Below are 23372 nucleotides of genomic sequence, written 5' to 3'. Positions count from 1 at the left end.
CCCGTTCCGGCTGCCCGGGAGGCCTCCGTCATCGTGCTGACGGGTCGTCGGTTCGTCAAGGTGGCCTGCGCGGATGCGAAAATCGCACCCATGGACGAGATGCGTGCGCGCGAGGTACTGACGGCCGCCGGGTTCTCCGGTGCGGCGGAGCTGCTCGCGCTGGGCGAGAACGCGGTGTTCGCCGCCGGCGACCTGGTGATCAAGGTCGGCCGGGACGCCACCGGCCACCCCGAGCTGCGCGCCCGGGCCGAGCGGGAGGTGGCGCTCGCCGACTGGCTCGCCGCGGCCGGTGTCCCGGCCGTCCGCGCGGCCGAGCACGGGGCCCGGCTGGTCGAGGGCCACCCGGTGACGCTGTGGCACCGGCTCCCGGACGCCGTACGCCCCGCCGAACCGCGCGACCTCGCCCCGCTGCTGACCCTGGTGCACGCGCTGCCCGCCCCGACGGACTTCACGCTGCCGCGCCGCGAGCTGCTCGGCGGGGTCGAGCGCTGGCTGACCCTGGCGGGCGACGCGATCGACCCGGCGGACGCGGACTACCTCCGCGAGCGCCGCGACGGCTTCGCGGCCGCGGCCGCCGCCCTGGTCCCCCACCTCCCGCCGGGCCCGATCCACGGCGACGCGCTCCCGCGCAACGTCCATGTCGGCCCGGACGGCCCGGTCCTGGTCGACCTGGAGACGTTCTCCGCGGACCTGCGGGAACACGACCTGGTCGTCCTCGCGCTCTCCCGCGACCGCTACGGTCTGGACCCGGCGGCCTACGACGCCTTCACCGCCGCGTACGGCTGGGACGTCCGGGAGTGGGAGGGATGCGCGGTCCTGCGCGGCGCCCGCGAGACGGCGAGCTGCGCCTGGGTCTCCCAGCACGCCCCGGCCAACCCGAAGGCGCTCGCGGAGTTCCGCCGCCGGGTGGCGTCCCTGCGCGAGGGTGACCCCGAGGTCCGCTGGTACCCGTTCTGACCGGCCCGGGGGCGGGCGGTTACGGGCTCTGCGATCCCCTAGGTTGACCTCATGGGATTCTTCGACAAGCTGACCGGAACGAAACACCCCGAGGCGGGGGTTGCGCCACGCCCGGCGGGGGACTTGCGGAAGGCCCTGCTCGCCCTGAACGGCCCGGACGTCCCCTACGTCATCAGCGACGGCTCGGCGCACGGCGCCGATCTGGTGGCCGAGTGGCGGATCGCCGAGCCCACCTGGCAGCACGTCTTCGTCCAGTCCCAGCTGACCCACGCCATCCGGATCCGGATGCGCCTCGCCGAGGACGTCCCCGAGGTACGCGCCATCGAGGAGAGCTGGGAAGTCACCCGCGTCGGAAATCCTCCGCGCCTGAAGGCTTCGGGGACGTACGGGCGTGGCGGGGGCAGGACCATCTCGCGCCGGTACACGCTCCAACGGGGCGAGAGCGGCCGCCTGGAGGCGACCGAGTCCTTCAGCTTCGACAGCGCACACCTGACGGACCCGCTCCGGAACACCACCCTGGACGCGGGCTGGACCTGGCGCGGCGTGGTCTTCGGCAAGCTCTGAGCGGGCCCGTCAGCGGCCTGCCGGCGGCACGGGTGCCGCGTATGCTTCCGCCCGACCGTCGCACGCCGTCCGAAGGGAACACCCGTGCCCATAGCCCGTTCGACCGCAGTGACGTGGAGCCTCTCGGCCGTGGCCGCAGGCGCGCTGCTCGTCGGCTGTTCGGGGTCGGTCACCGTAGGGAACTCGGAGCCGAAGCTGCCTGCGGACAAGCTCGCCACGACCGTCTCCGAAAAGCTCGCGGCCACCACCAACCAGCCAAAGCCTGACATCACCTGCCCCGAGGACCTCGCCGGGAAGGTCGGCGCCACCACCCGCTGCACGCTCACGGCGAAGGACGGCAGCACCCTGGGTGTGTCGGTGAAGGTGACCTCGGTCGAGGGGGACAAGATCAACTTCGACATCAAGGCCGACGAAACGGCTTCCCCTGCCCCGAACTGACGCCGCGAACGGTCAGCGCGTCCGGGGACCGAGCGGCGGGGTCCGCTCGGCGGCCGTCCCGCTCAGCCGCTGCGCGGGATCAGTGGCCACGCCGACTCGACCACCGCCGCCGGGTCGCTCGTGCGCCGCAGATAGGCCTGGAGCGAGGCCGACTGTTCGGCCGCCGCCCGTATCTGAAGGGCGTGCAGTTCGTCGGGGGGCAGCGTGGCGACGGGCCGGTGGCGCTCTCCCATCCGGCGTACCACGCGCACCGCGGCCACCGCGTCGGCGGTCGCGTCGTGGGCTCCGTCGAGCGTGACCCCGTAGTGGTCGCACAGCGCCTGGAGGGCACGCTTGCCCTTGCGGTACTTGTCGACGTGCTTGTCGATGACCAGCGGGTCGATGACGGGTGACGGCGCGCCGCCGACCCGCTCCTCGACCGACGGCAGTCCGTACCTGCGGCACTCGCGGTCCAGCAGCGAGAGGTCGTAGCGGGCGTTCATCACCACCAGCGGGACGTCCGAACGCAGCACCTCGGCGACCGCGTGGGCGATCTCCTCGACGGCCGAGGCGGCCCGGGTGCCGTGCTTGCGGGCGTGGTCCGTGCCGATGCCGTGGATCGCGGACGCCTGCTCCGGTATCACCACGCCCGGATCGAGCAGCCAGGTCCGCTGCCCGGCGACCGTGCCGTCCGGATCCAGCCGGACGAGTGCGGCGGTGACGATCCGGTCGCTCTCGACGTCGGTCCCCGTCGTCTCCAGGTCGAAGCCGACCAGTGTGCCCCGGTGCCAGCTCATCCCGATACCTCCTTCGTGGTGCTCCCCCGTGGTGCTCCCCCCGAGTGATGACCACCTTCGCACGGGCCACTGACAGACCCGGTGGAGGGTCAGGAAGGGCAGCAGGGTCAGGAGACCGGCCGGGAGTCCGTCCAGACCGATTCGAACTCCTCGCGGTACGTCTCGAAGAGCCCGTGCTCGTTGTCCTGGCCCTCCCGCACCACCGTGCGCCGGCCCCCGCCGCGCAGCACCAGCACCGGCGCCTCCATGCCCCGGGCCCGCCGCAGATAGGGCTGGACGACGCCCACCGCGTCCGGACCGTCGCCGTCCACCAGGTAGGCGGTGAAGCGCGGGGTCTCGTCGAAGACCTGGATCTGGAACGCGCCGGGGTCGCGGAGCTTGGAGCGGACGCGGCGCATGTGGAGGATGTTCATCTCCACCGAGCGGCTCAGCTCGCCCTTCTTGAGGCCGAGTTCCCGCTCACGGCGGCGCACCGCGCTGCTGGCCGGGTTGATGAAGAGCAGCCGGACCCGGCAGCCCGACTCCGCGAGCCGCACGAGCCGGCGGCCGGAGAAGTTCTGCACGAGCAGGTTGAGGCCGATCCCGATGGCGTCGAGCCGGCGCGCCCCGCCGAAGAGGTCTTCGGCGGGCAGCTGGCGCTGGAGCCGGACCCGGTCGGGGTGGACGGAGACCACGTCCGCGTACCGGTCGCCGACCAGCTCCTCCACGGCGTCCACCGGCAGTCGGTCGGCCGACGGCACCCCGGCCCCGCTGCCGAGGATGTCGAGCAGGCGGGCGGAGGCCCGTTCCGCCTGGGCGAGGACCGCCTCGTTCAGCGCCCGGTTGCGGGAGACCACGTTGCGCGCGACCTCCAGCTCGTCCAGGGCCAGCTCGACATCGCGCCGGTCGTCGAAGTACGGCTCGAAGCACGGCCAGTGCTGGACCATCAGCTCGCGCAGCTGCGGCAGCGTCAGGAAGCTGAGGACGTTGTCGTCGGCCGGGTCGAGCAGATAGCCCTTGCGGCGCGAGACCTCGCGCACGGCGACGGCGCGCTGCACCCACTCCTGCCCGGCGGGTCCGGCCGCGGCCACCACCCACTCCTCGCCGTGCACCGGCTCGTAGATCGGCCGGAGCACCGCGGCGACGACGGCCCGCAGGCGCTGTTCGACCAGATTCAGCCAGATATACGCCCGCCCGGCCCGCTGGGCGCGGGTGCGCACCTCGCCCCAGGCCTCGGATCCCCAGTCCAGCTCGGCGCCTATCTCCATGGGCTGCGCGAGGGACACCGCCCCGGGCGGGGCATCGGTCGATTCCCCCTCGTGACCTGCGTCACCTGGGGGTAGCTCGAACCCTCCCGAGCTCACCCGCTTACCGCCTTCCACTCCCCCACCCAACGATCAAGGAAGGGTACTCCGGGAGCGTGATCCGACGCAGCCCGATGCGCAGGCGACTTTCTCAACTCCCCTGATCGTAAGGCTTGTTCCTTGCGGCGAGATCGGGTGGAGTGAGCGGATTCATAGTGATTGGACCCCCGCCCCCGGCGCGGAAACCGGACGCACTCCCGACTGCGGGGTCCGCATGCACGTCCGGGGCGGCACGGGCGTGTCCGAAGTTGACCGGTGCGGCCGGGGCCCGGCGACGGGATGCGGCCGCACCGCGCGACGTCCTAGGTGAGCGCCCCGTTTTCGGGGAAGATTCGGGACGTATTCGGGAAGTCTTCGAGGAGCATCGGGCCGAGGAAAGCCACCGCACCCGGATCAGAAGTGGAAGAGTCTTCATCATGCAGGTCTGGCCGGGACACGCTTACCCCCTCGGCGCCACGTACGACGGCGCCGGCACCAATTTCGCGGTCTTCTCCGAGGCCGCCCACCGGATCGAGTTGTGCCTGTTGCACGACGACGGTTCAGAAACGGCGGTGGAGCTCCGCGAGACCGACGCCTTCGTGCGCCACGCCTATCTGCCCGGGGTGATGCCGGGTCAGCGGTACGGCTTCCGGGTGCACGGGCCCTACGAACCCCAGCGCGGGACGCGGTGCAACTCCGCGAAGCTGCTGCTCGACCCGTACGCCCGTGCGGTCGCCGGGAAGATCGACTGGGGCGAGGCGGTGTACGGCTACCCCTTCGGGAGGCCGGACGCCCGCAACGACCTCGACTCCGCCCCGCACACCATGAGCTCGGTGGTGGTCAACCCGTACTTCGACTGGGGCGACGACCGCCGCCCCCGGACCGACTACCACCGGACCGTGATCTACGAGGCCCATGTGAAGGGCCTGACCATGCTGCACCCGGGTCTTCCGCCCGAGCTGCGCGGTACGTACGCGGGGCTCGCGCACCCGGAGGTGATCGCCCACCTCACCGAACTGGGCGTCACCGCGATCGAACTGATGCCCGTTCACCAGTTCGTCCAGGACCACCGGCTGGCGGACATGGGGCTGGCCAACTACTGGGGCTACAACACCATCGGCTTCTTCGCCCCGCACAACACCTACGCCTCCTGGGGCGACCGCGGCGAACAGGTCCTGGAGTTCAAACAGGCGGTGAAGGCGCTCCACCAGGCGGGCATCGAGGTCATCCTCGACGTGGTCTACAACCACACCGCCGAGGGCAACCACCTCGGACCCACGCTCTCCTTCCGCGGTCTCGACAACGCCTCCTACTACCGGCTGACCGACGACCAGCGCTATTACATGGACACCACGGGCACGGGAAACTCCCTGCTCATGCGGTCCCCGCACGTCCTCCAGATGATCATGGACTCGCTGCGGTACTGGGTGACCGAGATGCATGTGGACGGCTTCCGCTTCGATCTGGCGGCCACGCTCGCCCGCCAGTTCCACGAGGTGGACCGGCTGTCCTCGTTCTTCGACCTGGTACAGCAGGACCCGGTGGTCAGCCAGGTGAAGCTGATCGCCGAACCGTGGGACGTCGGCGAGGGCGGCTATCAGGTGGGCAACTTCCCGCCGCTGTGGACCGAGTGGAACGGCAAGTACCGCGACACGGTCCGCGATCTGTGGCGGGGCGAGCCGCGCACGCTGGCGGAGTTCGCGGGCCGCCTCACCGGCTCCTCCGACCTCTACCAGGACGACGGCCGCCGCCCGCTCGCCTCGATCAACTTCACCACCTGCCACGACGGCTTCACCCTCCACGACCTCGTCTCGTACAACGAGAAGCGCAACGACGCCAACGGGGAGGACAACCGGGACGGCGAGAGCCACAACCGGTCCTGGAACTGCGGGGCGGAGGGCGAGAGCGACGACCCGGAGGTCCTGGAGCTGCGGGCCCGCCAGATGCGGAACTTCATCGCGACGCTGATGCTGTCGCAGGGCGTGCCGATGCTGAGCCACGGCGACGAGTTCGCCCGTACGCAGAAGGGCAACAACAACGCCTACTGCCAGGACAACAAGCTGGCCTGGGTGCACTGGCCCGACCCGGACGAGCCGGCCGACGCCCCCGCCTCCACCCTGCTGGAGTTCACCCGGGCGATGGTGTGGCTGCGCCGCGACCACCCGGTCTTCCGGCGCCGCCGCTTCTTCCACGGGCGGCCGGTGGAGGGCACCCACGACGAACTGTCCGACATCGCCTGGTTCACCCCCGAGGGCGAGGAGATGACGCAGCAGGACTGGCAGGCGGCGCACGCCAAGGCGATGACCGTGTTCCTCAACGGGCACGCGATCTCGGAGCCGGGGCCGCGCGGCGAGCGGATCTCCGACGACTCGTTCCTCCTGATGTTCAACGCGAGCGCCGAGACCCTGGAATTCGCCGTCCCGGTCGACCACGGGGAACAGTGGCAGGTCGTCGTGGACACCGCGCGCCCGGACGGGGTGGAGCCGGGCACGGGGGCGAAGGTGGCCGAGGGCGAGCGGGTCACGCTGATCGGGCGCAGCCTGACGGTGCTGAAGCGGCCCGCCTGAGGCCCAGGGGGTGGCCGGCGGACCAGGGCCGGACACCCCCGGCCCGGGCCGGGACAGCAGGGGTGAGGTTCCGCCCGGGGTGACACGGTTCGCCCCGGGCGGGGTACGTAGAAGTCCATGACGCCCTCCGCCACGTACCGGCTTCAGCTCCAGCCCGACTTCCCGTTCGCCGCCGCCGAGAAGGCCGTGCCGTATCTCGCCGCGCTCGGCGTCTCGCATCTCCACCTCTCCCCCGTCCTGGAGGCGGTCCCCGGCTCCACCCACGGTTACGACGTGGTCGACCACAGCCGGGTCCGGGCGGAGCTGGGCGGTGAGGAGGGGCTGCGGTCGCTGGCTTCCGCCGCCCGGGAGCACGGGCTCGGGCTGATCCTGGACATCGTGCCCAACCACATGGCCGCCTCGCCCCGGCACAACCGGCGGCTGTGGGAGGTGCTGCGCGAGGGCGCGGCCTCCCCGTACGCCCGCTGGTTCGACATCGACTGGGCGGCGGGCGGCGGCCAGGTGCTGCTGCCGGTGCTCGCCGGGCCGCTCGGCCAGGAGCTGGAGCATCTGACCGTGGACGGGGAGGTGCTGCGCTACCACGATCTGAAGTTCCCGCTCCGGGCCGGTACGGCGGGTCTGCCGCTGCCTCGGCTGCTGGAGGAGCAGCACTACCGGCTCGGCTGGTGGCGGCTGGCCCGCACCGAGCTGAACTACCGGCGTTTCTTCACCGTCCCGGAGCTGATCGGGGTCCGCGTGGAGCACCCGGAGGTCTTCGATGACACCCACGCCAAGGTCCTCGAACTGCTCCGCGACGGCGTGCTGGACGGGCTGCGCATCGACCACCCCGACGGTCTCGCCGCCCCCGCCGCCTATCTGGAGCAGTTGAACGAGGCGACCGGCGGACGCTGGACGGTGGTGGAGAAGATCCTCACCGGCGACGAGCACCTCCCGGCGGAGTGGGCGGTCGCGGGCACCACCGGGTACGACGCCCTGCGCCGGATCGACGGGCTGTTCACCGACCCGTCCGGTGCGACGGAACTGCTGTCCCGCTACCGGGAGTTCGCGGGCCCGCCCGGCGACCGGGGCGGCGACTGGAGCGCGACGGTGCGCCGGGCGGCGTACCGGGTGGTGACGCACGAGCTGGCCGCCGAGACCGCGTGGCTGACCCGGCTGGCGTCCGCGATCTGCGAGCGGGACCCCGCCCTGCGGGACCACGCCCCGTGGACACTGCGGACGGCGATCCGGGAGCTGCTGGTCCGCGTCCCGGTCTACCGGCCGTACGTCACGGCGGGCGAGCCGCCGACGCGGATCGCCGAGGAGACGCTGACGGACGAGGCGGTACGCGACGCGAAGGCGGTGTTCTCCGTGCCGGAGGAGGCGCCGGCCGTCGACGTCGTACGCGATCTGGCGCTCGGGCGGCTCGGCGGCGGGGAGGAACAGACGGCGTTCTGCGCCCGGTTCGCGCAGACCGCGTCCGCGCTGCACGCCAAGTCCGCGGAGGACACGGCGTTCTACCGGTACGTTCCGCTGATCTCGGCCACCGAGGTGGGCGGCGACCCCGGGCAACCCGCCGTGTCACCGCAGGAGTTCCACGCCTTCGCCGCCCGGATCGCCCGCGACTGGCCCGCCACAGGCACGGTCCTGACCACGCACGACACGAAACGCAGCGCGGACGTCCGGGCCCGGATCGCGGTGCTGTCGCAGTGCCCGGAGCGGTGGGCGACGCTGGTGACGGAGCTGACGGCGGCGACACCGGTCACCGCCCCGGACCCCCAACTGGCCTGGACTGCCTGGCAGTCGACGTACGGCTGCGCGGAGCTGCCGCCCGACGAGCTGGGCGAGCGGCTGGAGCCGGCGCTGCTGAAGGCGGTGCGCGAGGCGGGTCTCTTCACCAGCTGGACGGAGTCGGACCCGGCCTACGAGCGCGCGGTGTCGGACTTCGTCGCCGCCGGGCCGGGGCGCGGGGAGGGCGTGCCCCGGAGGCTGATCGCCGAGTTCGCGGACGCGCTCGCCCCGCATGTCCGGGCGCAGGTGCTGGGGGCGGCGTTGGTGCACCTGACGATGCCGGGGGTGCCGGATCTCTACCAGGGCACGGAGAGCGAGTACCTGGCGCTGGTCGACCCGGACAACCGGCGGCCGTTCCGGCGGCCGGACGTTCCCGACGAGAAGCAGGCGCTGACGGCGACCGCACTCGGTCTGCGCCGCGAACTGCCTGACGTGTTCGGCGAGTCGGGGACGTACGCGCCCCTGGCGGCGACCGGTCCGGCCGCCCCGCATCTGCTGGCGTTCTGCCGCTCGGGCGAGGTGGTCACGGCGGTGACCCGGCTGTCGCTGCGGCTGGCCGAGGGCGGCGGCTGGCGGGACACGGTGCTGGAGCTGCCGGACGGGGGCCCGTGGCGGGACATGCTGTCGGTGTCGCCCGGCCGGGAGTTCACGGGGGGCGCGGTGGCGGCGGGCGAACTGTTCGCCGAGCAGCCGGTGGCTCTGTTGCGGCGGGTGGGCCGCTGAGGGGGCGGCCCCGGAGGGCGGCGGCGCGTCGCCGGGGAGGGGTCAACGCTCCCGCCCTCAGGACGGGCGTACGAGCAGGGCGCGCGGGCCGCGGGTGAGAAGTCCGCCCGCCACCGGGCGGAAGCCGTCGGCCCAGCGGATGCCGGGCATGGCCGTCAGCAGGGCGCGCAGGCCGTGTTCGGCCTCCAGTCGGCCGAGGAGGGCGGCCGGGCAGCCGGCCGGACCGATGAGCAGCGGGTCGGCGTCGGAGCGCAGCGGGTCGAACCGGTCGGGTGCGGCGAACCGGGCCGGGTCGCGGCCCGCCGCGCCGATGAGGCAGGCGACGGGTGCGTCGGCGGGGAGCGTGCCGCCGCTGACGGCGACTTCGGTGCGGGTGCGGCGCAGCACGATCTGGACGGGCGGATCGCGGCGCAGCGTCTCGGCCCAGGCCCTCCCGAGCAGCGACCCGGAGCCATCGCCGCCCACTTCACCGGCGGTCGCGGCGGCCAGCAGGTCGGGGGCGTCGAGCATGTTCGCGAGGAACGAGGCGAGGGCGTGCTCGCGGAGCGCGGTGGTCCCGGTGCAGTCCCCGGCTCCGCCGAGGGCACGCCGATGGCGGACACCCCGGGGCAGGGTGCTCAGGTCCGGGTGGGCGAGCCCCGCCGCAGCGGCCGCGGCCCCGGCGGGCAGCCAGCGGCAGAAGTCGGCGACCAGGTCGGCCCGGTCGCGCCCGGCGATCCGGCGGGCCAGGACGTACGCCGTCCGCTCGACGGCGGGGGCGGCGGTGCTCCACGGCACGGTGAGCGGGCCGCAGACCAGGCTGCCCCGGCAGAGGCCGAGCGGCACGAGGGCCCGCCCGCGCGGTGCCCCGTCGTGCGGGTAGCCGGTGAACCGGGGGTCCGTGAGGGCCAGGGCCACGTCCGCGTACCGGCTCAGCAGCCAGGCGCCGAGGGCCGGGTCGTAGCCGAGGGGGTAGTCGGTCCGCAGCAGGCGGTAGAGGCGCAGTCGGTACGGATCCGTCGTGGCCCCAGGGGCCAGCAGGCCCGGCAGGCCGCCCGAGAGCCGGTGCGGACGACGGGCTGCGGGCAGGGCGTCGGGGCGGTCCACCGGCATCCCGCACCCCCTGGACTCGGTGCGCCGACGGTCGGCGCGCGTCCTCTCAGCGGACCATCGACGGGGGTGCGCCGCAGTCGGCGTACGGCCGTTCGGGTGAGGGTTCACCGGGGCTCGGGGGTGGATTCCAGTGGTGGGCGGCCGCCATCAGGCAGACGGGAGTCCGGGCCCCTGCGGCACGCGGCCCGCATCAGGCAGACGGGAGGCCGGGCCCCTTTGGCGGGCGGTCGGAGCCGGGCTGCGCATGGTCGGAGCCCGGCTCGGGGATGCCGGGCCCGTTCGCCGGGTGCTCCGGAGCGTGCGGCGGAAGCTGGGGCGGGGCGGCGGACGGCCGGGGGGCGTGCGGAGGCAGTTGCGGCAGGCGGTCCTGCGGTCGGGACGGCTGCGCCGGAAGGCGGTCAGGGGCGGTGAGGCGGAAGCTCATCCGGCCGAAGCTCACCTGGTCGCCGTCGCGCACCGGGATGGAGCCGACGAGCCGCTGGCCGTTGACGCAGGTGCCGTTGGTGGAGCCGAGGTCGCGCAGCACCCAGCGGCCGTTCTGCGCGGAGAGTTCCGCGTGCAGCCGGGAGACGGTCTCGTGGTTGAGGCGCAGCCCGTTCGCCGGGTCGCGGCCGATGAGCAGCGGATGCGGGCCGGGCGCGGGGAGCAGCAGTTTGGGGAGCCGCTCGGTCTGCCAGGCGCGGCGCAGCCGCCCGGGGAACGCGGAGATCCCGCCCACCGCGCGGACCAGCCCCGTCGACCAGCGGCCGCCGCTCTCCAGATCGGCGGTGAGGGCCGCCAACTCCTCCGGGCGGCGGGCGACGAGGGCGAGTTCCATGCGGCGCATGAAGGTGTCGTGCGACAGCTTGCCCTGTGCGGCACCTTCTCTGAGTACGCCGACGACACGGTCGCGCTGGGCGTCCGACAGCCGCGCGGGACTCATGGGGAACTCGAAGGAGGATGTCACGTCGACGATTGTCGGGCCGAAGGGGCCGGAGTGTCCAGACGAGGCCCTGTTACCTCCCGCTCTGACCTGCGCCGCTTTCTCGCGCGACGGCCGCCGGGCCCCCTTGCTAGGGTCTGCCGCTCACCCATCACGAGGAGACCGTGTGCCCCTTGCACCATCCGGCCTGACGATCCGTCCGCTGTCCGGACCCGGCGAACTCGACCTGTTCCTCCGCCTTTCGTACGTTCTCGACCATGAGCTGGCCGACGACCTCGCCACCGGACGACGCCTCCCCGAGTGGATGTGGGTCGCCCTGGACGGCGAGCGGGTCGTCGCCAGGGCCGCCTGGTGGACGAACACGCCGGGCGGCGAGCCGCTGGCGCTGGACTTCTTCGACCTGGACGACGCGCTGCCCGCCCCGGAGCGGGTCGAGATCGGTGTCCGGCTGCTGGAGACGGCGACGGAGGCCGTCGTTCCGGCCGGTGCGCAGCGGCCGGAGTACGGGCGGTTCGTACCGCCGGACTGGCGCGAGGACCCGGTGGCCCGGGAGGTCGTCGGGGCCCGGATCGCGGCGGTGGAGGCGACCGGGGCGCGGATGCTGGTGGAGCGGCTGCGGCTGGAGTGGCGGGCCGGTACGCCGGTGCCGGAGGACTCCGGGCGGCTGGTGTTCCGTCCGGTCACCGGCCGGGAGGATCTGCTGGCGCTGATGACGCCGGTGATGGAGGGCACCCTCGACGCCCATGGGCAGGAGGACCTGGCGTCCGGGCTCGACGCCCGCGCGGCGGCCGAGAAGCACTACGACGAGGAGCTGGCGGGCTACTCGACCCCGATGGCCTGGTGGCGGATCGCCGAACTGCCCACCGGCGAGCCGGTCGGCTTCGTGATACCGGCCCGCAACAACTACAACCCGATCATCGCGTACATCGGGGTGCTGCCCGCCCGGCGCGGCCACGGGTACATCGACGATCTCCTCGCCGAGGGCACCCGGGTGCTGGCGGCCGAGGGCGTGGAGCGGATCCGGGCGGCGACCGACCTCGGCAACGTACCGATGGCGAAGTCCTTCGGGCGGCTCGGGTACGTCAACTTCGAGCGGGCGTTCAACATGGTGTGGGGCGCGGAGAAGGACGAGGCGCACGGGTGAACGCGTGGTCGGCGTCGGCGGCGGACGAACCGGTCATCACGGTCCTGGGTGTGGTCGTCGCGCTCCTGGTGCTTCTGGTCTTCGGTGGGCTGGCGATGGTCGTCTTCGTCAGCCCGCGCAAGCACCGTACGCCCGAGGACCGGCGGCGGGCCCGCGAGCGCAAGGCCGCCCACCGCCGGCAGGCCGCGCTCCGCAAGCGTCGCGAGGCGTTGCAGCGCCGGAGCCGCGACCGGGAGTGAGGGGCCGCGGGCCCGCCCGGAGGCAGGGTCCCGGACTCGCGCCGTGCCCGCCGGATATCCGGTGGACGGCGGGTGTCGGCGGCGGCTATGGTCGGCACCGACATCCGACGCCCGTCGTGGAAGGAGGCGAGAGGCATGCCCGCGAACAGCCGCACCACCGTCCGCAGTACATCTTTCTCGCGCTCCCGTCCCGTCCGCCGGGCGGTGTCGGACCTCGTCTGACCGGGAGCGCGGCATTCCGTCCCGGAGGACACCTTCATGACCGATCTGGTCATCCGCGCGCTCACGCCGAGCGACGCCGCACTCTTCACCACGTTCCAGGACAGCCCCTTCGTGGGCCGGGCCGCCTTCGGCCATCGCTACACCTCGACCGCCGACGGCGGCGAGTACCGCCCCGACTGGTCCTGGGTCGCCCTGCGCGGGGACACCGTCATCGCCAGGGCCGCCTGGTGGGGCGGGCCCGGGGACACCGAGCCCGTCGTGCTCAACTGGTTCGACTTCGCGGACGGGGAGGCGGAGGCGGGCGCCGAACTCCTGCGCCGCGCCCCGTTCGACAAGGAGTACGAGCTGATCGCGCCCGCCGGCTGGCGGGACGACCCGGCGGCGCGGGCCGCCGTCGAGGAGCGGGTCGCCGCCGCGACGGCGGCCGGGATGAAGCCGCTGGTCGAGCGCTACCGCTACCGCTGGACCCCCGGCTGCCCGCTGCCCGAGCGGACGGGCCGGCTGACCTACCGTCCGGAGCCGGACGACGAGGTCATCCTCGATGTGCTGCGCCGGGTGCATTCGTCGACGCTGGACGCCCACGCCCGTAAGGCCATCGAAGGCCCCGGCGGTCTGGAGGCGGCGGCGCGCGAGGAGTTGGAGTTCTTCCACTGGTGCCCGTCGCCGAGGGAGTGGTGGCGGCTCGCGTACACCCCGGACGGGGAGGTGGCGGGCATCCAGGTGCCCGCGCACAACCCGTCGGGGCCCTGTGTCGGTTTCATCGGGGTCGTGCCCGAGGCGCGCGGGCACGGCTACGGCTACGACCTGCTGGTGGAGTGCACGCGCTTCCTGGTCGAGCAGGGCGCCGAGTTCGTCGCGGGGGCCACGGACCAGGGGAACGCGCCGATGGCCGCCGCGTTCGCCCGTGCCGGATACCCGGTCATCCAGGAGTGGGTCCATCTGGCGTGAGGGCCCCGGCCTCCTCGGCCAGCCACTCCAGGCGCAGTCGCTGCTCGGCGGGGATCGTCGCGTCCTCGCCGCGCGGCCCGACGTTGAGCAGTACGTTCCCGCCGTCGGCCGCCGTGTCGCGGACCAGTGAGGTCAGCGCCTCGCGGCCGATGAAGGCGTCCGGACCGGAGTTGCGGTTGTAGCCGAAGCTGTGGTCGACGCCCCGGGTGATCTCGTACGGGTCGGAGCCCTCGTAGCGGGCGTACTCCGGGGTGCGGAAGTCGAAGACGGGCGGTGTGCGCGGGACGAAGCCCTCGCCCTGCGCCACCGTCTGGCGGTCCCACCAGTTGTACAGCGCCTTCGCACCCGGCAGGCGCAGGCCTCGCCAGTGCGGTGCGTACGGCAGCAGACGGTCGTTGACGACGCCGTGCGGGACGGTGAAGCGGTAGAAGTCGACCAGTGAGCGGATCTCGTCGGCGGGGGCGGGCCAGGCGATGTCGTTCCAGAGGATGTCGGGCCGGTAGCGGCGGATCAGCTCCCGCATCTGCGCGTCGGCGTAGGCGGGGTAGCGTCCGCGCGGGACGGCGGAGAACATGTCGGCCGCCGTGCCGATGGGCCGGTCGTCGAAGGTCCAGTCGAGTCCGCCGGAGTAGTAGACGCCGAAGCGCAGGCCCTCGGCCCGTACGGCTTCGGCGAACTCGCCGACCACGTCCCGGGTGGTGTGCCAGCCGGTGCGGTGCGGGTTCTCCGTCTCCGAGGGCCAGAGGCAGAACCCGTCGTGGTGCTTGGTGACCAGGACGGCGTATCCGGCCCCCGCCTCGCGGAAGGAGCGGGCCCAGGCGGCCGGGTCCCAGCCGGCGAGCCCGTCCTCGAAGTCGCGGCCGAAGTCCGTGTAGGGGCGGTCCCCGTAGGTGGCGCGGTGGTGGGCGGCGACCGGGGAGCCGGGGAAGCGGAGCGCGTTCTCGTACCACTCCGCGTACGGGGTCCAGCCCAGCGGCGCGCGCCGGCCCGCCGCCGGGAGTCCGGCGGCGGGGACATGGGGCGGGGCCCAGCCGGGGACGGATGCGGGTGTCCAGTGAACGAAGATCCCCAGCCGGGCCCGGGACCACCATGAAGCAACGACCATGGCGGGAGTATTGATCACTCGGGGGGCGTCACGTAAGCCTTTTCGACCGCCGGATTCCGCTTCTGCGTCATCTTCTGTGTCTTCTGGGCATGGATCAGGTCGCGGTACCAGGCGTACGAGGCCTTCGGCGTACGGGCCAGGGTCTCGTAGTCGATGTGGACCAGGCCGAACCGCTGCGAGGCCCCTTCCGTCCACTCCACGTTGTCGGTCAGCGACCAGGTGAAGTAGCCGCGTACGTCCACCCCGGTGTCCATCGCCGCGCGCAGGGCGGTGAGGTGGCTCTCCAGGTAGGCGATGCGGCGGTCGTCGGCGTGGGGTTCCGCCAGGGCGCAGCCGTTCTCCGTGACGTAGAGCGGCGGGAGGCGGTCGCCGTAGCGGGTGTGCAGGGTGGTGACGATCTCGGTGAGGCCCTCGGGGACGACGGGCCAGCCGAAGCCGGTCTTCTCGTATCCCTCGATCTCCCGTATTCCGAAGGGGAGTTCGGCGGGCATGGTGAAGCCGGAGAAGGTCTCCAGGGCCTCCGGGCGGGGGGCGCCGACGAGCGTCGGGTTGTAGTAGTTGATCCCGTACCAGTCGAGCGGGGTGGAGATGACCTTGAGGTCGTCGGCGACCGGGCCCGGCATCAGGGCGGCGAGGTTCTCGTCCGGGTAGCGGCCGGTGAGCACGGGGTCGGCGAAGAGCCAGTTGGTGAGCGTGTCGTACAGCTCCGCGCCGAAGCGGTCCTCGTCGCTGTCCCCGGCCGTCCAGACCGGGGCGTGCGAGAAGGCGGCCCCGATGTTGTCGGCGCCCGCCGCGCGCAGGGCGCGGACGGCGAGGCCGTGGGCGAGGAGCTGGTGGTGGGCGGCGGGCAGGGCGTCGAAGAGGAGGGTGCGGCCGGGGGCGTGCTCGCCGAGCGCGTAGCCGAGGAGGGTGACCTCCGCGGGTTCGTTGATCGTGATCCACATGGGGACCCGGTCGGCGAGGCGTTCGGCGACGATGCCCGCGTACTCGGCAAAGCGGTGGGCGGTGTCCCGGTCGAGCCAGCCGCCCGCCTCCTCCAGCGGGAGCGGGGTGTCCCAGTGGTAGAGGGTCGGGGCGGGGGTGATGCCGTGGGCGCACAGTTCGTCGACGAGCCGGTCGTAGAAGTCGAGCCCGTCGGCGTTGACGGCTCCGCTGCCGCCGGGCACCACGCGGGGCCAGCTGACGGAGAACCGGAAGGCGTCGGCGCCGAGCCCGGCCAGCAGGGCGACGTCCTCGCGGTAGCGGGCGTGGAAGCCGGTGCCCCGGGTGGTGTCGGTGCCGTCCTTGATCCGGCCGGGCAGCGCGGCGAAGGCGTCCCAGCCGGAGGGCCCCTTGCCGTCCGCGTCGACCGCCCCCTCGGTCTGGAACGCGGAGGCGGAGGCGCCCCAGAGGAAACCGGGCGGGAAGATCGGCAGGGTCATCGCGGCCTCCAGCAGCCGTACGTGGGAATCCGTATGAGCGGGCGCCTCGCCGGGCAATGATCAGGACCAGACCTTAATCGCCGGTGGCGGGCGGCAACAGAGCCTGTCGCGAGGATCGTGGAGCCCGTCCCCGGGCTGCCGCGCGCCCCGCCCAGGGACGAGGAGTGGTGGATGCAGTTCGAGGTGTGGGCCCCCGACGCGGACTCGGTCGTGCTGGAGGCGGCCGACGTCCGGTCCCCGATGGAGCGTGACGCGGGGCGCGAGGGGTGGTGGACGGCCCGGGCGGAGGCCTCGGACGGGGACCGGTACGGCTTCCGGCTGGACGACGGGCCCCTGCTGCCGGACCCTCGTTCGCGGCGGCAGCCGGACGGGCCAGACGGGCCGAGCGCGGTCGTCGACCAGGAGGCGTACGCCTGGCGCCACGGGTGGGCGGGGCGGCGGCTGAACCGGGCCGTGCTGTACGAGCTGCACGTGGGGACGTACACCCCGGAGGGCACGTTCGACGCGGCGGCGGCGCGGCTGGGCCATCTGGCGGAGCTGGGGGTCACCCATGTGTCGCTGATGCCGCTCTGCCCGTTCCCGGGGGTCAACGGCTGGGGGTACGAGGGCGTCTCGCTGTGGGCGGTGCACGAGCCGTACGGCGGACCCGAGGGGCTGAAACGCTTCGTCGACACGGCGCACGGGCTGGGGCTGGGGGTGGTCCTCGACGTCGTCCACAATCATCTGGGCCCCTCCGGCAACCACCTCCCCGCCTTCGGCCCGTACTTCACCGACACCCACCACACGCCGTGGGGCGCGGCGGTCAATCTGGACGCGCCGGGCTCGGACGAGGTGCGGGCGTTCCTGCTGGGCAGCGCCCTGGCCTGGCTGCGCGACTACCGGCTGGACGGGCTGCGGCTCGACGCGGTGCACGCGCTGGCCGACACCCGGGCGCTGACGTTCCTGGAGGAGCTGTCGGCGGCGGTCGACGCGCTGGCCGTGGAGCTGGGGCGGCCGCTCGGACTGATCGCCGAGTCCGACCTCTGCGACCCGCGCACCACGACCCCGCGCCCGGCGGGCGGCCTCGGGCTGCACGCCCAGTGGAACGACGACTTCCACCACGCCCTGCACACCGCGCTCACCGGCGAGTCCCAGGGCTACTACGCCGACTTCGCACGGGCCCCGCTGGCCGCCCTCGCCAAGACGGTGACGTCGGCGTTCTTCCACAACGGGACGTGGTCCAGTTTCCGGGGCCGGACCCACGGCCGCCCGGTCGACGTCTCCCGCACCCCGGCGCACCGCTTCGTCGGGTACGCCCAGACGCACGACCAGATCGGCAACCGGGCGCTGGGCGACCGGCCGGCCTCCGCCCTCTCCCCCGGCCTCCAGGCATGCGCCGCGGCCCTGGTCCTGACCGGCCCCTTCACCCCGATGCTGTTCATGGGCGAGGAGTGGGGGGCGCGCACTCCGTGGCAGTTCTTCACCGATCACACGGATCCGGAGCTGGCCGAGGCTGTACGCAACGGCAGGCGGCGGGAGTTCGGGGCGCACGGCTGGGCCCAGGAGGAGATCCCCGACCCGCAGGACCCGGCGACCCGGGACCGGTCCTGCCTCGACTGGTCCGAGCCGGGGCGTGAACCGCACGCGCGGCTGCTCGCCTGGTACCGCGAACTGATCGCGCTGCGCCGCACGTTGCCCGATCTGCACGATCCCGATCTGGCGTCGGTGAAGACCGCGTTCGACGAGGACGCGCGGTGGTTCGCGTACCGCAGGGGGGATCTGCGGGTCGTGGTCAACCTGGCCGACAAGCCCGCGGCGATCCCGCTCGGCCTCGGACGCCACCGTCGTTCCGGCGGCAGGGTGCTGGCGGCCTGGGAGCCGGTCGGGGCGCCGGGGCCGGACGGGGTGCTGCATCTGCCGCCGGAGTCGTGCGTGGTGCTGGCGGACGACTGAACTCCCGTGCCCGCGCCGCTACTCCACGACGGCCAGTTCGCGGGCGGTGGTGTTGAGCCGCCGCCCGCCGTCCCCGGTGACCGCCACGATGTCCTCGATCCGAACGCCGAAGCGGCCGGGGAGGTAGATGCCCGGCTCCACGGAGAAGCACATCCCGGGGACGAGGGGCTGCTCCTCGCCCTCGATCATGTAGGGCGGTTCGTGGGTGGTGACGCCGATGCCGTGGCCGGTGCGGTGGATGAACCGGTCGCCGTAGCCGAACTCGGTGATCACCGCGCGGGCGGCCCGGTCGATCTCCTGGCAGGCGACACCCGGCCGGACGGCGGCGCAGCCCGCCTGCTGGGCCTCGCGGACGATGTCGTGGACCCGCTGCTCCTCGGCGGTGGGCTCGCCGACATGGACCGTACGGGAGGTGTCGGAGCCGTAACCGTGCTTCAGGCCGCCGAAGTCGAGGACCACCATGTCACCGCGCTCGATGGTGCGTTCACCCGCCTCGTGGTGCGGGTTGGCCCCGTTGGGGCCGGAGCCGACGACGGTGAAGTCCACCTGGGAGTGTCCGAACTCCCGCAGCAGCGCGGCGAGATCCATGGCCACGTCGACCTCCCGGCGGCCGGAGAAGCGCACCTTGAGGATCTCCTCGTACGTGGCGTCGGCGGCGGCCCCGGCGGCGGCGAGCCGTTCCAGCTCGGCGGCGTCCTTCACCGCGCGGAGCATCGGGAGTGCTTCGGTGAGCGCGGTGTAGGAGGTGCCGGGCAACTGCGTCTGGAGGCCCAGCAGATGCATCGCCCAGGCGTTGTCGCTGACACCGAAGCGGCCCTCGGCCGCCAGCAGCGGGGCGGTCACCTCGTACGGGTCCTTGCCGTCGGTCCAGTCCCGCAGGGTCAGCGCGGGCGCCCCGGTGGCGGCGGCCGCGTCGGGGGCCTCCAGGGTCGGGACCACCAGCACCGGGTCGTGGCCGGCCCGCAGCACGAGGAGGGTGAGGCGCTCGGTGCTCACGGGGCGGTAGCCGGTGAGGTGGACGAGGTCGGGGCCCGGCGCGACGATCACCCCGGCGAGCCCGGCCTCGGCGGCGGACTCGGCGGCCCGTGCCATCCGGGCCCGGTAGTCGTCGACGGTGAAGGGCACGGGCGGAGCGGACGGCTGGGCGAAGGGGCTCGGGCTCGACATCAGGACCTCCTGGCGGTGCGACACGGCACACAGCATCCTGCCCGCCCGGCGGGGCGTACGCGACCGGCTTCCGACCGCGTGTCAGATCCGACGGCGTGTCCGCGATCGGTTTCCGGCCCGGCGTGTCCGCGACCGGTTCGCGCCCCGGCATGTCCGCCGGGGCGTCAGCTGCCGGTCGCCGTCGGTCGTCGATCGCGCCGGTCCTCGTCAGACATCGGTCCCCGCCCGTCGTCGCCCGTCGGGCAGCCGCACGACCAGATCGGCCCGGTCGCGGCCCCGCTCCACCAGCCGGGCGTTCACCTCGTCGGACCGGGCCACCCACTCCTCCGCGTCACGCCGGGGCCGGCCGTGGTGCACATGCCGGTCGACAAGCCGGCGTACTCGGACCTCCGGGTCGAGATCCAGGAACCACACCTCGTCCAGCAGCCCGCGCACCGGGGCCCAGGGCCCGTCGTCGAGCAGCAGGTAGTTGCCCTCGGTGACGACGAGGGGGACGTCCGGCGGAACGGGCAGCGACCCCGCGACCGGCTCCTCCAGGGACCGGTCGAAGGCCGGGGCGTAGACCGCGTGCACCGGGTCCGGTGCACGCAACCGCCGCAGCAGCGCCGCGTACCCGGTCGCGTCGAAGGTGTCGGGCGCGCCCTTGCGGTCGGCGCGGCCGAGGCGGTCCAGCTCGGCGGCGGCCAGATGGAAGCCGTCCATCGGGACGAGGGCGGCGCGTCCGTCCAGGGCCGCGACCAGCCGGTCCGCCAGAGTGGACTTCCCGGCTCCGGGCGGGCCGGCGATCCCGAGGACGCGCCGTTGCCCGGTGTCCACGAGGGCGCGGGCCCGGTCGTTCAGCGCGGCCCGGCCGCCGGCGGTCGTAGCGTCCACGAAGTCCATGCGGCGCATTGTGCCCGACGGCCGGGGGCCGACGCGCTAGTGTTACGTATAACGTCATCGCTCCCGGACTCCCCGCCGCCGTAGAGCCTCCGAAAGGCCCCCCATGTCCCACATCGCCCTGGTCACCCTGATCGTCCGCGACTACGACGAGGCGCTCGCGTTCTACCGCGACGCGCTCGGCTTCGAGCTGGTGGAGGACACCGACCGGGGCGACGGCACCCGCTGGGTGGTGGTGCGCCCGCGCGGGGCGGCGGACGGCACGGGGCTGCTGCTGGCGCGGGCGAAGGACGCGGCGCAGGCCGGGGCCGTCGGGGCGCAGACGGGCGGCCGGGTCGGCTTCTTCCTGTACACCGAGGACTTCGCGGCCGACCACGAGCGGATGCGCGCGGCCGGAGTGCGCTTCCTGGAGGAGCCGCGCCACGAGACGTACGGCTCGGTCGCGGTCTTCGAGGACCTGTACGGCAACCGGTGGGATCTGCTCCAGCCGGCCGGCTGACTCCGTGGCGGCGACGGCGTGACCGTCATCGGCTGCCGGATCGCTCGATGAGCGAGGCGACACCGTCCAGCAGCCGGGCGAGCCCGAACTCGAAGAGCGTGTCGAGTTCGAGGTCGAAATCCTCGTCGCCGAAGAGGGCGGACAGGGTCGGATAGGCCCCGCCGGTCTGGATCTGTTCCAGCCGCGGTTCGTTGGAGGCCAGCCACTCCTCGGGGGTCATGCCGGTGTCCTGCCGCGCCTGCGCCTCCAGTTCGACGGCCGCCGCGACGCCCTGGGCGTACCCGAGGAGGGCGAGGTGGACGTGGATGGTCTGGGCCGGGGTCAGTCCCACGCCGTTCAGGGCGCTGAGGACCCGCTCGGTGTACCGCATCGCGTGGGGCGATGCCATCGGCCGCGTGAGAGCGGCCATGGCCCGCGCCAGCCAGGTGTGGCGCTGGTAGCGGGTCCACAACCACCGGGCCTCCCTTTCCAGTTGCGCGCGCCAGCCGGAGGGCCGGGGCCCCGGCGGCTCCCCGTCGAACACCGCCTCCGACATCAGCCGTACCAGCTCGCCCTTGTTCGGGACGTGGCGGTAGAGCGCCATGGTGGAGACGCCGAAGTCGGTGGCGACCCGGCGCATGGAGAGCGCGGCGAGGCCTTCGGAGTCGACGAGAACGATCGCCGCGCGGATGACGCGGTCTCGGGTGAGCCCGCGCCGGGGAGCCGCCTTCTCTTCTCGTTCCGGCGCGGCGACCACGGTGCCGACGCCGGGCACCACCCGCACCAGACCGTCCTGCCGCAGGGCGGCGAGCGCCTTCGTCGCGGTCGCCATGGCGACGCCCCAGTCCTGGGTGATACGCCGGGTGGAGGGGACGCGGGCGCCGGGCGCGAGCTCACCCGAGGCGATGCGCCGACGGATGTCGGCGGCGATGCGGAGGTAGGGCGGTTCCAGGGCCATGACCGCACTGTACTAGTGCACGTGAATGCCGTTCAGACCGGTGGAAGGCCTGGAACGGTGGAGTGCACTAGGTACCCGTTTGCCGTGTACACCCCGCTCCCGGTTCCCTGCCGTGCATGGAGAACACGACACCCGGCCCCCGCGCGGGGCGCAAGGAATGGACCGCCCTCGGCGTCCTGATGCTGCCCCTGCTTCTGGTCTCGATGGACATCTCGATCCTGTACTTCGCGATTCCCTACGTCAGCCAGGACCTGGAGCCCGGCGCGACGCAGCAGCTGTGGATCCTCGACATGTACGGCTTCGTCCTCGCCGGACTGCTCATCACGATGGGTGCGCTCGGCGACCGGATCGGGCGGCGCGCTTCGGTGCTCGCGGGAGCGGTGGTGTTCGGGGCGGCCTCGGTCGCCGCCGCGTACGCGCAGACGGCCGAGATGCTCATCGTGGCACGCGCGTTGCTGGGCATCGGGGGGGCCGCCCTGATGCCCTCGACGCTCGCCCTGATCCGCAACCTCTTCCACGACGCGAAGCAGCGCGGCAGGGCAGTGACCCTGTGGACCGCTGTCATGACGGCGGGCATCTCCCTGGGGCCCGTGGTCAGCGGCCTGCTGCTCGAACACTTCTGGTGGGGATCGGTCTTCCTGATCAACCTGCCGGCGATGGTGCTGCTGCTCGTCCTGGTGCCGTTCCTGGTGCCGGAGTTCAGGTCCGCGCAGCGCGGGCGCTTCGACCTGCTGAGCTCGCTGCTGTCACTGGCCGCCGTGCTGCTGGTGGTCCACGGCATCAAGGAGTGGGCCCGGCACGGGTACGAGCCGCTGCCGGTCCTCACGATCGGCGTGGGGCTCGTGCTCGGCTTCGTCTTCGTACGCCGCCAGAAGCACCTCGCGCATCCGATGATCGACCTCGGCCTGGTCGGCCGGCGTGCCTTCGGCGGCCCGGTGTTCGCCAATCTCCTGGCGATGTTCGCCACCGTGGGAATGGCCGTCTTCCTCACGCAGTACCTGCAGTCCGTCCTCGGCCTGAGCCCGTTCAGGGCCGCCCTGTGGAGTCTGGTCCCGGCCGTCGGCGCGGCCGTCGCGGCTCCGGTGGCGGCCGCGCTCGCCCAGCGGGTCGACCGCGCGTACGTCATGGGAGGCGGCTTCTCCGTCTCCGCGTGCGGATTTCTGTGGATGACCCAGGTGCGTACCGACTCGGCGCTCTGGTTCGCACTCGTCGGCGCCGCGCTCTACGCGGGCGGCCTGGTCGCCGCGATGACCCTCGCCAACGAACTCGCCCTCGGCGCGGCCCCACCGGAGCGTGCGGGATCGGCCGCGGCGGTGCTGGAGTCGGGCCAGGAGCTCGGCGGGGCGCTGGGGATGGCCGTCCTCGGATCCATCGGCGCGGCGGTCTACAGCCGGGAGATGGCCGACGCCCTGCCCGCCGGGATGCCGCACGCCGAGGCCGTACGGGAGACGCTGGGCGGCGCGACGGCCGTCGCGGCCCGGCTGCCCGACGAGACCGCCGGCACCGTACTGACGGCCGCGCGCGACGCCTTCACGCACGGGATGAGCTTCGCGGCGATCGGCGCGGCCGTCGTCATGGCCGCGGCCGGTGTCTTCTCCGTAGCCCGGCTGCGGGGTGCGGGCCGGGCGAAGCCCCCGGCTGAACCGGCCGAGCCCCGGACCGCCGTACTCCCGTCGTGAGGGCCCACGCCCCCGGTCCAAGCAACCGGGGGCGTCCGGTCATGGCACCCGGGCCTCGGCATTCGGCCCACA

Annotated in this window: 20 protein-coding genes; 11 read left to right on the top strand and 9 right to left on the bottom strand. The window is 73.2% G+C overall.

Annotated elements, in window-relative coordinates; translation table 11 throughout:
• Positions 1-90: 90 nt before the first annotated feature.
• The 3 genes from IE140_RS15805 (at position 91) to IE140_RS15795 (ending at position 1959) form a co-directional block, all read left to right on the top strand.
• Positions 91-957 carry a phosphotransferase enzyme family protein gene (locus IE140_RS15805; RefSeq protein WP_150196647.1) on the top strand — a complete coding sequence of 289 codons (867 nt, stop codon included), beginning with the start codon at positions 91-93 and terminating at the stop codon, positions 955-957.
• A 51-nt stretch (positions 958-1008) separates the two neighbouring features.
• Positions 1009-1521 (top strand): hypothetical protein, encoded by a 513-nt coding sequence (locus IE140_RS15800; protein WP_150196646.1) that lies wholly within the window; start codon positions 1009-1011, stop codon positions 1519-1521.
• An 84-nt stretch (positions 1522-1605) separates the two neighbouring features.
• Positions 1606-1959 carry a DUF4333 domain-containing protein gene (locus IE140_RS15795; RefSeq protein ID WP_109180584.1) on the top strand — a complete coding sequence of 118 codons (354 nt, stop codon included), beginning with the start codon at positions 1606-1608 and terminating at the stop codon, positions 1957-1959.
• A gap of 62 nt (positions 1960-2021) precedes the next feature.
• Here the strand turns inward: IE140_RS15795 and IE140_RS15790 are convergent, their stop codons facing one another.
• Together IE140_RS15790 and IE140_RS15785 are read right to left on the bottom strand one after the other, a co-directional pair.
• Positions 2022-2735, bottom strand: a complete 714-nt coding sequence (locus IE140_RS15790; protein ID WP_150196645.1) for a 3'-5' exonuclease — start codon at positions 2733-2735, stop codon at positions 2022-2024.
• Between the two features lie 107 nt (positions 2736-2842).
• Positions 2843-4078: a DUF5919 domain-containing protein gene (locus IE140_RS15785; protein ID WP_029182173.1), complete on the bottom strand. Its 1236-nt coding sequence runs from the start codon at positions 4076-4078 to the stop codon at positions 2843-2845.
• A gap of 416 nt (positions 4079-4494) precedes the next feature.
• Between IE140_RS15785 and glgX the strand changes: the two genes are divergently transcribed.
• Complete coding sequence (gene glgX, locus IE140_RS15780; RefSeq protein ID WP_150196644.1) at positions 4495-6624, top strand: glycogen debranching protein GlgX; 2130 nt, start codon at positions 4495-4497, stop codon at positions 6622-6624.
• Between the two features lie 117 nt (positions 6625-6741).
• Positions 6742-9114, top strand: coding sequence for a malto-oligosyltrehalose synthase (gene treY, locus IE140_RS15775; RefSeq protein WP_150196643.1), 2373 nt, complete (start codon positions 6742-6744; stop codon positions 9112-9114).
• A gap of 57 nt (positions 9115-9171) precedes the next feature.
• Here treY and IE140_RS15770 read toward each other — a convergent pair whose 3' ends face one another.
• Both IE140_RS15770 and IE140_RS15765 read right to left on the bottom strand, forming a co-directional pair.
• Positions 9172-10206, bottom strand: coding sequence for a cytochrome P450 (locus IE140_RS15770; protein WP_150196642.1), 1035 nt, complete (start codon positions 10204-10206; stop codon positions 9172-9174).
• A 190-nt stretch (positions 10207-10396) separates the two neighbouring features.
• The gene (locus tag IE140_RS15765; RefSeq protein WP_189460457.1) at positions 10397-11152 is read right to left on the bottom strand and encodes an FHA domain-containing protein; all 756 of its coding nucleotides are present in this window, start codon (positions 11150-11152) and stop codon (positions 10397-10399) included.
• Between the two features lie 142 nt (positions 11153-11294).
• Here IE140_RS15765 and IE140_RS15760 point away from each other — a divergent pair, with 142 nt between their 5' ends.
• From IE140_RS15760 to IE140_RS15750, 3 genes are all read left to right on the top strand, one after another.
• Entirely contained in the window at positions 11295-12272 is a 978-nt protein-coding gene (locus IE140_RS15760; RefSeq protein WP_150193151.1) for a GNAT family N-acetyltransferase, read from the top strand.
• Positions 12269-12511 (top strand): hypothetical protein, encoded by a 243-nt coding sequence (locus IE140_RS15755; protein WP_150193150.1) that lies wholly within the window; start codon positions 12269-12271, stop codon positions 12509-12511. Before IE140_RS15760 ends, IE140_RS15755 begins: the two co-directional genes overlap by 4 nt.
• A gap of 258 nt (positions 12512-12769) precedes the next feature.
• The gene (locus IE140_RS15750; protein WP_093445119.1) at positions 12770-13681 is read left to right on the top strand and encodes a GNAT family N-acetyltransferase; all 912 of its coding nucleotides are present in this window, start codon (positions 12770-12772) and stop codon (positions 13679-13681) included.
• On the opposite strand, the gene IE140_RS15745 is transcribed toward IE140_RS15750, so the two are convergent.
• Both IE140_RS15745 and IE140_RS15740 read right to left on the bottom strand, forming a co-directional pair.
• Positions 13653-14786, bottom strand: coding sequence for an alpha-L-fucosidase (locus tag IE140_RS15745; protein ID WP_150193149.1), 1134 nt, complete (start codon positions 14784-14786; stop codon positions 13653-13655). The two genes, IE140_RS15750 and IE140_RS15745, sit on opposite strands and share 29 nt — an antisense overlap.
• Before the next feature lie 14 nt (positions 14787-14800).
• The gene (locus IE140_RS15740; protein ID WP_150193148.1) at positions 14801-16207 is read right to left on the bottom strand and encodes a GH1 family beta-glucosidase; all 1407 of its coding nucleotides are present in this window, start codon (positions 16205-16207) and stop codon (positions 14801-14803) included.
• Positions 16208-16378: 171 nt separating this feature from the next.
• On the opposite strand from IE140_RS15740, the gene treZ reads away from it, so the two are divergent.
• Entirely contained in the window at positions 16379-18139 is a 1761-nt protein-coding gene (treZ, locus tag IE140_RS15735) for a malto-oligosyltrehalose trehalohydrolase (protein WP_150193153.1), read from the top strand.
• Between the two features lie 18 nt (positions 18140-18157).
• Here treZ and IE140_RS15730 read toward each other — a convergent pair whose 3' ends face one another.
• Together IE140_RS15730 and IE140_RS15725 are read right to left on the bottom strand one after the other, a co-directional pair.
• Entirely contained in the window at positions 18158-19306 is a 1149-nt protein-coding gene (locus tag IE140_RS15730; RefSeq protein ID WP_150193147.1) for an aminopeptidase P family protein, read from the bottom strand.
• Between the two features lie 207 nt (positions 19307-19513).
• Positions 19514-20188, bottom strand: a complete 675-nt coding sequence (locus tag IE140_RS15725; RefSeq protein ID WP_189460455.1) for a nucleoside/nucleotide kinase family protein — start codon at positions 20186-20188, stop codon at positions 19514-19516.
• Between the two features lie 103 nt (positions 20189-20291).
• On the opposite strand from IE140_RS15725, the gene IE140_RS15720 reads away from it, so the two are divergent.
• Complete coding sequence (locus IE140_RS15720) at positions 20292-20684, top strand: VOC family protein (RefSeq protein WP_150193145.1); 393 nt, start codon at positions 20292-20294, stop codon at positions 20682-20684.
• Between the two features lie 25 nt (positions 20685-20709).
• Here the strand turns inward: IE140_RS15720 and IE140_RS15715 are convergent, their stop codons facing one another.
• On the bottom strand, positions 20710-21621 hold the full coding sequence (locus IE140_RS15715) for a TetR/AcrR family transcriptional regulator (protein WP_150193144.1): 912 nt from the start codon (positions 21619-21621) through the stop codon (positions 20710-20712).
• 116 nt (positions 21622-21737) lie between these two features.
• Between IE140_RS15715 and IE140_RS15710 the strand changes: the two genes are divergently transcribed.
• Positions 21738-23300 carry an MFS transporter gene (locus IE140_RS15710; protein WP_093445126.1) on the top strand — a complete coding sequence of 521 codons (1563 nt, stop codon included), beginning with the start codon at positions 21738-21740 and terminating at the stop codon, positions 23298-23300.
• Positions 23301-23372 lie beyond the last annotated feature (72 nt).

Source organism: Streptomyces parvus (genome assembly GCF_014648875.1).
In the GTDB taxonomy this organism is placed as follows: Bacteria; Actinomycetota; Actinomycetes; order Streptomycetales; family Streptomycetaceae; genus Streptomyces; species Streptomyces parvus.
This window is presented reverse-complemented; position numbering and strand designations above follow the sequence as displayed.